Source organism: Bradyrhizobium sp. HKCCYLS2038 (assembly GCF_051167655.1).
Taxonomy (GTDB): Bacteria; Pseudomonadota; Alphaproteobacteria; order Rhizobiales; family Xanthobacteraceae; genus Bradyrhizobium.
On record NZ_JBNPTM010000004.1, the window covers coordinates 246,933 to 260,388 of the forward strand.

A 13,456-nucleotide genomic window follows, 5' to 3' on the forward strand; every position below is an offset into this window, starting at 1 on the left:
GCGATCCTCAGCGCCGCGGGTAGCTCGCCAGCGCATCGAGCTGGCGTTGCGCTTCGGGGGATCCCCATTCGCGGGCGCGCTGATACCAGATCCGCGCCTGCGCCAGATCGGCACCGGCGTCGGCGACGCCGAACTGCTTCAACGAAACCGGATCGAATGTCTTGGCCAGGAGAATCGCCGCACGCGCATCGCGGGCTTCCGCTGCGCGCAGAAGCTGTAGCCGTGCCGCCTGCACCTCGCCGCTCGCCAGCAGCTCCTGGGCCCGTCGCACGAACGCCGCGACCTCGTTCGGCGTCCATCCCGGAGCGGGATCGACGGGCGGAACGACCACGGCCACCGGGGGTGGCGGCGCGGCGACCGCGGGAGCATCGTGCGGCACCGCTTTAGGCTCCGCAGGTGCTGGCGTCGTCGAGCCGGTGACCAGGACAGCACTTGGAGCAGCGGCCCAGGCCAGGTGGACGAACGACTTCACCAGCGACGTCCCATCGGCATCGCGCAAGTCGAGCGGCAGAATCATCTCCCCTGCAAAATCGCTCGGTGGAATGATGGCGGCTTCAGCCACGTCCGCGGCGGGGATGCGCCACTCATCAGCACCGACGCGCCTGCCCGCGGTGACCCGGGAGCCGAGAGGCAACCGGCCGATGATCACCATCATGCCCGGCGCCGGCTTTTCGACGACGACGCCGAGGTCCAGCGGCGCATTCGCCGGGCCAGCATTGCCACGCACGATCAAGGCCGGAGCGAGCGACGCATGGGCGCCCGGAAGGTAGGCGGTCTTGAAAGCCGACCACAGCGAGGCCGCCTTGGTCATGGAGCCGGCCATCGGGAAGACGGCAACATAGGCCAGCGCCACCACAATGGCCGCCGCGATCGCAGCGGCGAGCCTGACGCCGGCATGGCGCGCTCGTCGACTGACCACAGGTTCTGGCCCGGCCGTGTACTTCGGATCGCGGCGCTGCCGTTGCACGCGGGCCACAGCCTCGGTGAACGGATCGCCGCTGCGATCGAGCGGATTGGAGACGGAGGTTCCGGTCGCATGACCGCCTGCCGCCAGCGGGTCTGCCGCGTTCTCGTCCCGGCCATCTGGGTCACGTGACCGCCGCGGCGCGTAGTAACGCAAGCTGTTGGGGGATTTGTCGTCGTCCTGCTCACTCACGCCAGTTCCCCCTTTCCTCGCCGGTCGCACATGCCTGCAAGGCGGCGATCGAGCGTTTCGCAAGGTCAGCCATCAAACCGTCAGCAGCCAACATGGCCGCGTCGCCTGCTTCCGCTCTGGCGGTTTGATCGCCACGCCCGGCATTCGCGCCCGACAGCGTGATCTCGTTGGTCCGGCCTGCATGGCCATGCATGTGCGACGACGACCTCATGCGAGGTCAATCCATGCAAGGTCAATACATGGCCCTGCCCGGACATTGGCCCTGCTCAGACATCGCGAGTCCCCACCCCCGAATCGTCAAGTCCGGCCCACAGCAACGAGACACGCTAAGATAGCATAAGATAAATCAAAATGTGGCGGAAAATACGTTCGTAACAGGATCATTAGGAAAAAGCCTGAATTCGGCCTCGCTCGCTGATCGCTCCTAGATTGCACCTGCATCATGCCTTGATCACGGACAGGAAAAGGCTCGGATCGAAGTAGTCGATGGCCGCGACCGGCTTCTCGATCTTTCCGATCCGCGCGTAGAAGTTCGACACCTGTTGCAGCCAGTCCGTGATCGCGCCATTGCCGTAGAGCCGGCGCCACACCGCGGTCGGAAACACCCGCATCGCACCGAACTGCTCGCGCATGTCGCGATCGGGAACCTGGGCATAGTATTTTTCATGCAACACATTGAGCGCGTCGTTCGATCGCGCGATCAGCATGTCGTTGCCCTCGGTCCAGGCCTTGATCACGCGGGTCAGCACAGGGCGGTTGTTGGCGAGATAGGTGGCCGTGGTCGCCCAGCCGCCGACGACGGCGGCGCTCGGATAGTAGGCGCCCGCATCGAGCAGCTTCTTGGCCCAGGTCACCTTCTCGCGCACCGCGATGTTGAACGGCACCCACAGCGCCACGGCGGGAACGCTGCCGGTGATGAAGGCATTGACCGCCTCCGGCATCGGCATGCTCACCAGTTCGATATCCGTCGGCGCGAACTGGTTTTCACGCAAGGCATTGTCGAGGAAGACGTGCGCGGTGGTTCCAGCCGTCGTCGCAACGCGCTTGCCGCGCAGATCGGCGAATTGCTTGATGCCCTGGTCCTCGCGGACCCAGAGTTGCGCCGTGGCGAACTCGATCGAGTTGGCCAGGAACATCTTGCCCTGGCCCCGCGCAGGGAAGTTGGAGATCACGGCGCCCGTGGCCAGCATATCGATTTCATTGGCCGACAGCGCCGTGAACAGCTCGATGCCGGTCTTGAACTCCTTGAACTGCGGATCGAGCCCGTTCCTCGCCCAGGACCCGAGATGATCCGCCAGCCAGATCTGGCCGTCGACGGCGAGCGTATGCAGATGGCCCACGCGAATCTTCGTTCGCGCCTGCGCGAGCGCCAGCGCGGGAGCAGCGAGTGCTGAGATGCCGACGGCCGCCAAGCCGAGCGATCCGCACGTCGTCGTTACGAATCTGCGCCGATCCATGAAGCTTCTCTCCACATGCGTCGTCCGCGGCCGCATCACCGGCTGCGTGCCCTCACGACATCACCACGCCCAGCGGACGACGCGCCCCGGCGTCCGCTCTCCCTCGCGACTCGTCGGCGAACATCAAGAGCGCCGGCGAGCGTCGATCCGATCAAACAACTCAGGTATGTATGGCCTGATCATGACAACCGCCTCAATCTCTGCTTTATTTTTGTCGACTTGATCCCTTAAAATTGCAAGAGCGATCAAACAACCGCCTTGATCTCGCTAAATCTTCGCCGGCGCGACGACACTACGCACCGACAGGTTGCGCAGCGATGAATTTCGCGCACCGCTGATCGTACACGCCTGCGTTGTCTGCAGATCCATGCTCTGGAGGGTCCGATGATCGACGGTGCAAACAGCAAGCAGCCCCGGAAGGTGAGCCACCCCACAGCGACACTGATCGGCCGGCGCGCTCATGGGCGTCGAGTCCCGCGGCGCATGGCGGCCATCCTCGCAGTCCTGCTCGCGATCACAGGCGTCGGGATCGCTGGCGTCGCAATCACTCCCGCGCTCGCGATCGAGCAGAACGCGGCGGCCGAGCCACCGCGGGCTCCTCGCCTCGAAGAGCAATGGAAGGCCAAGCTCAACGCCAACACGGTGGCGATCGTGGCCGGCAGCCCGGAGGAAACCTATCTCGACATCACGCATGATCTCGCCGTGGTTCTCAACAACGACAATCTACGGCTGCTTCCGATCGTGGGCCTCGGCGGCGCGCAGAACATCCGCGACGTTCTCTATCTGCGCGGTGTCGACATCGGGCTGACCTCGACGCAGATGCTGCGCTATTTCGCATCGACCGGCGAACTGGGCGCCAACCTGGAAACGCGATTGACCTACATCACGCGGCTGTTCGCCGAGGAGATGCACGTCGTCGCCAGCCGCAACATCAAGACGATCGAGGAACTGGCCCGGAAGAAGGTGAACTTCTCCGAGCCCGGCTCGACGACGCAGATCACGGCGCGCGACGTGTTCGGACTGCTCGGCATCTCGGTCCAGGAGGTCAACCTCAGTCAGGCCGACGCGATCGAGGCGATCAAGAAGGGCGAGCTTGCGGCCACCGTGGTTTTTTCCGGCAAGCCCGCCAATCTTCTGGCCCGGCTCTCGGCCAGCGACAATCTGCATCTGCTCGAAGTGCCCTACAGCCGCAGCCTGCAGAACGTGTACCAACCCGGCCAGCTCGAGCCGGCGCTGTATCCGAACCTGATGGACTCCGGCCAGGCGGTGCAGACCGTGAGCGTGGATTCCGTTCTCATCACCAACAATTGGCCGCCGGCTAGCGAGCGCTATCGCCGCGTGGCAAGGTTCGTCGAGGAGCTGTTTGCTCGCCTGCCCGACCTGAAGAAGCCGCCGCGGCATCCGAAGTGGCGGGAGGTCGATGTCAGCCGGGACCTGCCGGGATGGCAGCGCTTTCCGCTGGCGCAAGACCTGCTCCAGCAGGCGCAGTTCGAGCAATTCCGTGCGGCCCGCGCGCAGGGCGGCGCGGTCACGGAATCCGCAGCCGACAAGCAGCGCCTGTTTCGCGAGTTTCGCGAGTGGTCGGAGAGCGAGCGCAAGCGACAATAGAAAGCACACGACGCGTGACCTCCGTTCTCACGCGTCATCTCTGAGCGCTCGCGACGATGATCCGATCGCCGAGCTCCGGCAGCGGCGGTCAGGCCACCGCTGACGGGTTCGACGAACGTCCCGGCGCAACTCACGCCACCGTCTTGAGATACAGGCTCGAATCGAAATAGCTGCTGGCCGGCGTGAACTCCTTTATGCCGGCATTGGCCATGAAGAAGTCGGTCGACTGCTGCAGCCATTTGGTCACGGTGCCATCGGCGTACATCGGCTTCCACTGCTGCGAGGTGAACATCTTCTGGGCGCCGAACTGTTCCTTCAGGTCGGACAGCGGTGTCTGGCCGTAGTGTGCCTTCTGCAGCGCTTCCAGCGCCTCCTCGCTATGGGCGATGAGATGATCGTTGGCCTCGGCCCATCCCGCGATCAGGCGGGCGAGCGCGTCCTTGTTGGCATCGTAGTAATTGTTGCTGGCGGCCCAGCCGCCCATGATGGCGGCCTGCGGGTAATAGGCCGAGGCGTCGGTGAGCTTGACCGCGCCCGGCACCTTGTCACGCACCGTGATGTTGAACGGAACCCAGAGCGCGACCGCGGGCACCGCGCCGGAGATGAAGGCCGTCACCGCCGCCGGCATGGCCTGGTTGACGAGCTCGACCTCCTTGGGGTCGACGTTGTTGGCGCGCAGCGCCTTGTCGAGGAAGACATGCGCGGTCGTGCCGGTGGTGGTCGCGATCCGCTTGCCCTTGAGGTCGGCGAACGACGCGATGCCCTGGTCGGAGCGAACCCAGAGCTGTGCCGTCGCAACCTCGATGTCGTTGATCAGGAACACCTTGCCCTGGCCACGCGCCGGGAAATTGGACACCACGGCTCCGGTGGCGAGCACGTCGAGACTGCCGCCGATCAGGGCCTGAAACAGTTCGAGACCGGTGTTGAATTGGCGCAGCTCGAGCTCCAGCCCCTGCTTGTCGAACGAGCCCCTGTCCACGCCGGTCCAGATCTGGCCGTCGACGGCGAGGGTGTGCAGGTAGCCGACGCGAATGCGGGTCTTCGCCTGCGCGATTGCCGGAGCTGCCAGCGCGGTGCCGCCAAGCACGCCCCCGGCCGCCGTGACCAAGAATTGTCTCCGATCCATGATACGCCTCCCTTGTTGTTGTTGCTCAAGCTTGTTGCTCAGTCTGCTGCAACGGTCCGTCGCGGGGCCGGCGCGTTGTACTCGTCCATGACGAGCCGGCTGACACGCGCCCGCAACTCGGCGAACGCCTTGCCGTCGCGGAGCTGCTCGGCCCTGGGATAGCCGAACGGCACCTCGACGATTTCCTTGATGCGCGCCGGCCGCGCCGTCACGATCACGATCCGCGAGGCGAGGAAGACGGCTTCCTCGACCGAATGCGTGATCAGCATCACCGTCTTGCGTTCGGCCGCCAGCACCCGAAGCAGCAGGTTCTGCATGTGGATACGGGTCTGCGCATCGAGCGCGCCGAACGGCTCGTCCATCAGCAGGAAGCGCGGCTTGACGGCGTAGACGCGCGCGATCGCCAAGCGCTGGCGCATGCCGCCGGAGAGATGCTTGGGGTAGGCGTCGGCGAACTCGGTCAGCCCCATCAGATCGAGATAATGCGCGCAGATCTCGTCACGCTCGGCCGCCGAGACCCGGTTGGCGTTGAGGCGCAGCCCGAACGCGATGTTGTCGCGCACGGTGAGCCAGGGAAACACGCCATACTCCTGGAAGATCACGCCGCGCTCGGGACCAGGCCCCGCGACCGGGGCGCCGTCGAACAGGACGCGCCCGGTGGTCGGCTTCTGGAAGCCGGCGAGCATGTTCAGCATCGTGGTCTTGCCGCATCCGGACGGGCCGATCACGGCGACGAAGTCGCGTTCGTTGATGTCGTAGCTGACGTCGTCGATCACCGTCAGCGGGCCGCTCGCCGTCGCGTACTGCAGCGACACGTGATCGAACCGCGCCCGCCGTGCTCCGGAATCGTTCGTCATGAGACGGCCCGATCCTGCCAGACCAGCAGCCAGGCGCTGAGCCGGCGCAGGATTGTGTCCATGATCAGGGCGACGCAACCGATGCAGATGATGCCGACATAGATCACGTCGAGCAGGAAATAGGTCGAGGCATTCTGGATCGTCGCACCGAGCCCGCGCTGCGCGGCGATGAGCTCGGAGGCGACCAGTGTCGCCCAGGTCACACCGAGCGCCACCCGCAGCGCCGTCAGGATATGCGGCACCGTGAGCGGAATGATCACCTTCAGAAAGGTCTCGAACTCACTCGCGCCGAGCGTCTGGGCGACGCGGATGTAGAGCGGCGTAATCTGCGAGACCCCCTCATACATCACGATCACGCCGGAGAAGAACGCCGCGTAGAACAGGATCACCAGCTTGGCGAGCTCGTCGACGCCGAAATAGACGATCACCAGCGGGATCAGCGCGATCGGCGGCAGCGCGCGGAAGAAGTTGATCAGCGGGTCGGCGAAGCTGCGGGCCGGTCGATACCAGCCGATCAGGAAGCCGACGGGAACCGCCGCGAGAATGCCGAGCGCGACGCCCAGCACGACGCGGCGGGCGGAGGCGAAGATGTCGTACAGCAGGCCGTGATGCAGCAGCAGATCGACGAAGCGGGCGGCGACCTGCTGCGGAGCCGGAACCAGGACCTCGTTGACGAAGCCGCTCAGTCGCACGGCGTACCACAGCAGCAGGACGCACAGCCAAGGCGCGAGACGCAGCGCGAACGCTCTCAGCACACGCACATGCATGTCACACCAACTCATACTGCTCGACTAACGCACACGCCGAACCATAGGACATGCAGCATGACCACACAAGTTGCACCGGCAACAACTTGCACGGTCAACGAAATGTGGCTCGCGGATGGCGAGAAGCCGCCGTCACGCGCGGGAGTTGCCTGCGCATTAGCGGCGCGCTGCTATTTTGGCCGGCCGACATGACGGCGCGAATCGGTAGCACCCCGGTCGTCAGCGAGCGGGAGACCGATGAATTTGAGCAGCTCGCGCGGGCCAGGCGTGAGCTACGCGCACGTGCCATGCAGTCGCGTTCATGGACAATGAACCACAATCGCCGATAGTGTGATCGTTGCGGCGAGGCGCCGCATGCGGTGCTCTCGACCGCTTCAATTCTCCAGTTCCATTCCTGACTCCGAAGGCCCGACGGATCGACCATGGCTGACGTTCTCGCCGCATCGCAACATACCGGTGCTCCGGTCCGGGCTGCGTCGTCGCTGCGCACGCTGGCGCTGATTTCGCTGGCGCACTGGGTCAGCCACCTGCACATGCTCGTGCTGCCGATGCTGTTTCCGTATCTGAAGGACAAGCTCAGTGTCGGCTATGTCGAGCTCGGCTTTCCGCTCACCGTGTTCGCCGTGGTCTCCGCGCTGACCCAGGCTCCGGTCGGCTATCTCGTCGACCGCGCCGGCGCGCGGCGCATCCTGCTGCTGGGCCTCACGCTCGGCGGCCTGTCCTTGGCGATGCTCGGCCTCTATCTCACCTATGCCAGCCTGATCGTGTCGGCGGTGCTGCTCGGTCTCGCCAACTCGGTCTATCATCCGTCGGACTACGCGCTGCTGTCGGCGCATATGGAAGAGAAGCGGATGGGCCGCGCCTTCGGCGTGCACACCTTCGCCGGCTATCTCGGCGGCGCGGTCGCGCCGGCTGTCATGGCCGCGCTGGTGACCACCGTCGGCGGCTCGGGCGCGCTGATCGCGGCCGGCCTGGTCGGTCCGCTCGCCGCGCTGCTGCTGCTCGTCGGCAACGTGCCGGAGGTGCCGCCGCATCCGCACCCGACGCATGCCGACGGCTCCAGGGTCAAGCAGCCGAGCCTGCTGACGCCGATGCTGATGCTACTGACGGTGTTCTTCATGCTGCTCAGCCTGTCCAACGCCGGCATTTCCAGCTTCGGCGTGGTCGCGTTCATGAACGGCTACGGCATCTCGTTCTCGACCGCGAACATCGCACTGACCGCGTTTCTCGGCGCCAGCGCCGTCGGCGTGCTCGCCGGCGGCCAGCTCGCCGACCGCATCCGCCACCACAATCTGGTCGCCGCCGTCGCCTACGCGATCAACGCGGTGCTGGTGCTGATCATCACCTTCGTCAGCCTGCCGACGGTGCTGCTGGTCGCGATCATGCTGACCGCCGGCTTCATGAGCGGCGTGATCGCGCCGTCGCGCGACATGCTGGTGCGCAACGCCGCCCCTCCCGGCGCCGCAGGCCGCGCTTTCGGCATCGTCTCGACCGGCTTCAACTTCGCCGGCGTCGTCAGCCCTCTGCTGTTCGGCTGGATCATGGACATGAACGCTCCCCGCTGGGTGTTCGGCACGTCAGTCGTATTCATGCTGCTGACCATCGTGCTGGCGTTCTTCACCGAGCCGAAGAAGGTGAAGGCTGCATAGATCGCAGTGGCTTCTCGCCCATCATCGCATACGGAGATCTCCCCCCACGCGCAGTCGACTCCCCTCCCCCTTGCGGGGAGGGGTCGGGGGTGGGGGTCCACGGGCACTGAATTCCGTGATGTGTGCCTGCCATATCCATACCGCTTCGTTCTAAGTCCCCTGGGTCCATTACTTCTCATCACTTGGGGCGACGCCCGGAGACCCCCACCCCCAACCCCTCCCCGCAGGGGGGAGGGGAGCGCACCGCCGTGGTGGAAACAGCTCGAACCTGCCGATTCAGAGCCTTGGAGAGATTGCTCAAGCTGCGCTGTCTAAATCATATCGACAGCGCATAGGACACGAGACACACCCGGCTTCCTCGCAGGTTGACATCATCCCCCAGCCGCCGATGATGACCACAACAACAAGCATCCGGGGAAGACACGCCATGACGCAGCCTGATCTCGTGATCCGCGGCGGGACCCTTGCCGATGGGTCGGGCGGCGAGCTGTATGAGGCTGATGTCGCGATCGCAGGCGGTCGCATCATCGAGGTCGGCAAGGTCGGCACCACCGGTCGCGAGGAGATCGATGCGCGCGGCAAGCTCGTCACGCCCGGCTTCGTCGACGTCCACACCCACTACGACGGCCAGGTCACCTGGAGCCACGACATCTCGCCCTCATCGCAGAACGGCGTCACCACGGCGATCATGGGCAATTGCGGCGTCGGCTTCGCGCCGTGCCGGCCGGCCGATCATCAGCGGCTGATCCAGCTGATGGAGGGCGTCGAGGACATTCCCGAGCCGGTGCTCGAGGCCGGCATTCCCTGGGAGTGGGAGAGCTTTCCGGACTATATGGAGTGGCTGGGCAAGCGCGCCTTCGATCTCGACATCGGCGCCCAGCTGCCGCATGCGGCGCTGCGCGTCTATGTGATGGGCGAGCGCGGCGCACGGCGCGATCCGGCCACCGCCGACGACAACCGCACGATGGCGGCGCTGGCGCGCGATGCGGTCAAGGCCGGCGCACTGGGCTTCTCGACCTCGCGCACACTCAACCATCGCACCTCGACAGGAGACTACACGCCGACGCTCAAGGCCAGCGAGGACGAGCTGACGACGATTGCGAGCGCGATGCACAGCGCCGGCCGCACCGTGCTGCAATTCGTGCTCGACATCTCCACGATCCATGAAGACTTGCCGATGATGCTGCGCATCGCGGACCAGACCAGATGCCCGATCTCGTTCTCGGTGACACAGAACGACCGCGCGCCGCAGCGCTGGCGGCAGACGCTGGCCGAGATCAACGCCGCCGCCGCGCGCGGCCTGTCGGTGACGGCGCAGATCGCGGCGCGCCCGGTCGGGCTGCTGCTCGGGCTGGAATTGTCGCGGAATCCGCTGCAGACGCACCCGAGCTACCAGGCGATCGCGCAGCTGCCGCTGGCTGAGCGCGTCACCCGCATGCGTGACCCGCAGGTCCGCGCAGCCATCCTGAGCGAGCAGGCCAGCGCCACCGACGACCCGCTGTTCTTCAAGCCGAACTACGACAAGATGTATCTGCTCGGCGATCCGCCCGATTACGAGCAGCCGCCGGAACGCTCGCTCGGCGCCCAGGCTCGCGCCCGCTTCTGCCGCCCCGAAGAGCTGGCCTATGATGCGATGTTGATCGATGGCGGACGCGGCATGCTCTACGTGCCGTTCCTCAACTATTCGGACGGCAATCTCGACGCCACCTATGAGATGCTGCGCGATCCGCGCAGCGTGCCCGGCCTGAGCGACGGCGGTGCGCATTGCGGCATCATCTGCGACGCCAGCTTCCCGACCTATCTGCTGACGCACTGGACCCGCGATCGCCGGCGTGGTGACAAGCTGTCGATCCCGTTCGTGGTCGCGGTCCAGTCGCGCAAGACCGCGCTGTCGGTCGGCCTCGACGATCGCGGCCTGATCGCGCCCGGCTACAAGGCGGACGTCAACGTGATCGATTACGACCGGCTACATCTGCATCCGCCCAAGGTGCACTACGACCTGCCGGTCGGCGGCCGCCGCCTGATGCAGGAAGTCGACGGCTACGATGCGACGATCGTGTCGGGTGTGGTGACGCGCCGGCACGGCGAAGCCACCGGTGCGCGGCCGGGACGGCTGGTCAGGGGGGCGCGGAGCGGGATGCAATGATAGCTGCCCGCTTAGCCTGAGCTGCACAGCGCGCGCCTCAAACTCGCTGTCGTCCCGGACAAGCGCGCGGCACGCGCGCGCCGATCCGGGATCCATACTCCCAGGGAGAGGTTCGAGGTACGCTGGTCGATCGATTCCGCCCAGCCCCATACGCCGCGGCGTATGGGTCCCGGGTCGGCGTCCGCCAACGCTGCGCGTTGCCGGACTTGCTAGCCACGGCGAGCTGCGACGTCAGCGGACCGCGGCCACCGCATGATCGGCAAACCTTGCGAGCTCGGCTTGCGCGGCGGAATGCTCGTTGAACCACGGCGGCAATGAGCGAAGGGCAATCTCGAGAGCTCCGCAGGCATCTTCATTGCGGCCGTTCAGGAGATGCCACTCGCCGATGTAGAAATAGGCTTCGGCCTGTTCCGCAGACGTTGTGGCCGCCTGCAGCACCTCCTCCGGCGTCGAACGCTCCGTCAGAAGTCCGAACACCGGCCCCGGCCACCGCGCCTCGGTGTAGCGCGCCGCCAGCGCGGTGAGGTCCGGTCTGACGCGCCCGGGCACGCGTGCGAGCGACAAATACAGAAACAGGGCCGCATGGGGATCGAACTGGAGCGCGAGCGAGGCTTCCATGTCCGCCGCCGCGGCTTCGAATCGGCCGCGGCAGAATTGAACGTAGCCACGGCCCCTGTGCAAGATCGGGTCCTTGGGGTCCAAGCCAATCGCCGTCGTGCCCTGAACCAGCGCTCGATCGGAATCGCCTTTCATGTTGTAGAGCCCCGCCAGTTCGCCATGAGCCAAAGCGAGCTTGGGCTCCAGGGCCAGCGAGCGCAGCTGGTCGTCGATGGCGCCATCGACATCGCCGAGAAACTTCCGCGACACGCCGCGGGCTCCGTGGGTCTGCGCATTGGCCTTCAGCCCGAGGGCCAGGCCGAAATCGTCGATCGAGCTCGCATAGCTGCCCATGCCCTGAAGCGCCACGCCGCGATTGTGGTAGGCGAAATGATTGCGCGGGTTGAGCTGGATCACCTTGCTAAAATGAAAAAGGGCGCCGGGGAAGTCATCGGACTTCAGGCATCGCGCACCGCGCCAGTAATGCAACATATGGGAGAACAGGCGAAGCACGCGCAACCTCACAGCGGATGAATGCGGGGCCACCTTGCGATGGCCCCCACTCATGTATCACGCAAACTCCGGCGCCGCACCCTGCCGCGCCTGCAGGCGGGCGCGCTCGGTGTCGGGCCAGAGCAACGCCATGCCCAGCAGGCCGGAGATCACCATGATGACCGCGTTGACGGTGTAGCCGGCCATGTAGCCTTCCATCAAGCTGCCCGAGGCCTGAATCATCCTGCCCATCACAAAGGGCGCGACGATGCCGGCGAGCGTGAAGAGCGCGCCGTAGATCGCCATGGCTGCGCCGCGTTGCGCGACCGGGGTGAACTCGCCGATCATCGGCGGACAGACGACGTAGATCGATCCGCACAGGCCCGATCCGACCACCAGCATCGCGATCTTGGCCGAGGCCGCATCGACATGCGGCGTCGCCGCCATCAGGACGCCACCGATCATGAGCGGCATCGCGCCGAGCACGCCGCGCGCCACGCGCGTCGAGGCGCCGCGCGCCATCAGCATCTGCGAGAACCAGCCCGTGGTCAGCACGACGCAGGCACCGAAGATCCACGGCAGGATCGAGATGAGGCCGGCCTGCTGCTGCGACAAGCCGAGCCCTTTGACCAGAAACGGCGTGAACCAGGTCAGTCCGAGCGACAGCGCCCAATAGGCGCCGAAGGTCGAGGCGACGCAGCCGACGAAGGTCCGCGACGTCAGCAGCTGCAGATAGGGCACACGCTGCTCGCTTACGCCGGCAAGCTCGATGTCGCCCAGCGGTCCTTCCCGGCCAAGCCACAGCCACGCCGCACTCCATATCAGTCCGACAACTCCGAGAACGCCGAACGCGTGGTGCCAGCTGTAGTTCACGATCACCCAGTTCAGCGCGGGCACGGCGAGGATAACGCCGAAGGCGGAGCCCTGCGACAGGATCGCCGTGGGCATCGCGCGCTTCTCGTCCGGAAACCACTTGTAGACCGCGTGGATGGCGACCGATCCCGCCGGCCCTTCGCCGGCGCCGAGAATGATGCGGCAGATCAGCAGGGTGGCGAAGCCGACGGTGCCGACCATGGGGAATTGCGCGACCGCCCAGATCAGCGCCAGCACCAGCAGCACCCAGCGCGTCGGCACCTTGTTGACGATGAAGCCGACCACGATCGCCGCGATCGAGAACAGCAGGAAGAACGCGGAGCCGAGCAGGCCGAACTGCCCAGCGTCGAGATTGAGCTCGGTCATGATCGGCACGCCGGCGAGTCCGACCACGATCTTGTCGGCGAAGTTCACCAGCATGAACAGGAACAGCAGGAAGGTCATCTTCCAGGCGCCTTTCGGCGTGGGCGTCGCGCTCCCGCGCGATGAGCTCTTGAGCGTCGTGGGCGCCATGGTGCTTCCCCGTGATCGTCTTGATCCGCCTCTGTGGTTCGGGCGTTCCAAGATGCTACCCACGAAGTATCGTCGCGGGCAACCGCTTCATGAGCTAAGTCATTGTTGCAGCGCGAGAATTTCCAATCCTGGGCTGCGCGACGCGACCGCTGCAACCTGATTGGGTGATCACATCATGTGCCCTGCCAAGAACGAGCACGTGATGTTCGCGTTGG

11 protein-coding genes are annotated in these 13,456 nt (G+C 65.6%); 3 read left to right on the forward strand and 8 right to left on the reverse strand.

Annotated elements, in window-relative coordinates:
• Positions 1-7: 7 nt before the first annotated feature.
• The 3 genes from ACQR1I_RS19195 to ACQR1I_RS19205 form a co-directional block, all read right to left on the reverse strand.
• The gene (locus ACQR1I_RS19195; protein WP_434866112.1) at positions 8-1,186 is read right to left on the reverse strand and encodes a hypothetical protein; all 1,179 of its coding nucleotides are present in this window, start codon (positions 1,184-1,186) and stop codon (positions 8-10) included.
• Positions 1,149-1,367: a hypothetical protein gene (locus ACQR1I_RS19200; protein ID WP_434866113.1), complete on the reverse strand. Its 219-nt coding sequence runs from the start codon at positions 1,365-1,367 to the stop codon at positions 1,149-1,151. The genes ACQR1I_RS19195 and ACQR1I_RS19200 overlap by 38 nt, the downstream gene beginning before the upstream one ends.
• Positions 1,368-1,596: 229 nt before the next feature.
• Positions 1,597-2,613 (reverse strand): ABC transporter substrate-binding protein, encoded by a 1,017-nt coding sequence (locus ACQR1I_RS19205; RefSeq protein ID WP_434866114.1) that lies wholly within the window; start codon positions 2,611-2,613, stop codon positions 1,597-1,599.
• Between the two features lie 483 nt (positions 2,614-3,096).
• Here ACQR1I_RS19205 and ACQR1I_RS19210 point away from each other — a divergent pair, with 483 nt between their 5' ends.
• Positions 3,097-4,221 carry a TAXI family TRAP transporter solute-binding subunit gene (locus tag ACQR1I_RS19210; protein ID WP_434866115.1) on the forward strand — a complete coding sequence of 375 codons (1,125 nt, stop codon included), beginning with the start codon at positions 3,097-3,099 and terminating at the stop codon, positions 4,219-4,221.
• Between the two features lie 130 nt (positions 4,222-4,351).
• Here ACQR1I_RS19210 and ACQR1I_RS19215 read toward each other — a convergent pair whose 3' ends face one another.
• Genes ACQR1I_RS19215 through ACQR1I_RS19225 form a run of 3 tightly spaced genes read right to left on the reverse strand, consistent with a single transcriptional unit; the run spans position 4,352 to position 6,971 of the window.
• Positions 4,352-5,347, reverse strand: coding sequence for an ABC transporter substrate-binding protein (locus ACQR1I_RS19215; RefSeq protein ID WP_434866116.1), 996 nt, complete (start codon positions 5,345-5,347; stop codon positions 4,352-4,354).
• 38 nt (positions 5,348-5,385) lie between these two features.
• The gene (locus tag ACQR1I_RS19220; protein ID WP_434866117.1) at positions 5,386-6,204 is read right to left on the reverse strand and encodes an ABC transporter ATP-binding protein; all 819 of its coding nucleotides are present in this window, start codon (positions 6,202-6,204) and stop codon (positions 5,386-5,388) included.
• On the reverse strand, positions 6,201-6,971 hold the full coding sequence (locus ACQR1I_RS19225) for an ABC transporter permease (protein WP_434888756.1): 771 nt from the start codon (positions 6,969-6,971) through the stop codon (positions 6,201-6,203). Before ACQR1I_RS19225 ends, ACQR1I_RS19220 begins: the two co-directional genes overlap by 4 nt.
• A gap of 422 nt (positions 6,972-7,393) precedes the next feature.
• Between ACQR1I_RS19225 and ACQR1I_RS19230 the strand changes: the two genes are divergently transcribed.
• On the forward strand, positions 7,394-8,620 hold the full coding sequence (locus ACQR1I_RS19230; RefSeq protein WP_434866119.1) for an MFS transporter: 1,227 nt from the start codon (positions 7,394-7,396) through the stop codon (positions 8,618-8,620).
• A gap of 427 nt (positions 8,621-9,047) precedes the next feature.
• The gene (locus ACQR1I_RS19235) at positions 9,048-10,766 is read left to right on the forward strand and encodes an N-acyl-D-amino-acid deacylase family protein (RefSeq protein ID WP_434866120.1); all 1,719 of its coding nucleotides are present in this window, start codon (positions 9,048-9,050) and stop codon (positions 10,764-10,766) included.
• A gap of 231 nt (positions 10,767-10,997) precedes the next feature.
• Here ACQR1I_RS19235 and ACQR1I_RS19240 read toward each other — a convergent pair whose 3' ends face one another.
• Positions 10,998-11,876 carry a tetratricopeptide repeat protein gene (locus tag ACQR1I_RS19240; protein ID WP_434866121.1) on the reverse strand — a complete coding sequence of 293 codons (879 nt, stop codon included), beginning with the start codon at positions 11,874-11,876 and terminating at the stop codon, positions 10,998-11,000.
• A gap of 57 nt (positions 11,877-11,933) precedes the next feature.
• Positions 11,934-13,241 (reverse strand): MFS transporter, encoded by a 1,308-nt coding sequence (locus tag ACQR1I_RS19245; RefSeq protein ID WP_434866122.1) that lies wholly within the window; start codon positions 13,239-13,241, stop codon positions 11,934-11,936.
• Positions 13,242-13,456 lie beyond the last annotated feature (215 nt).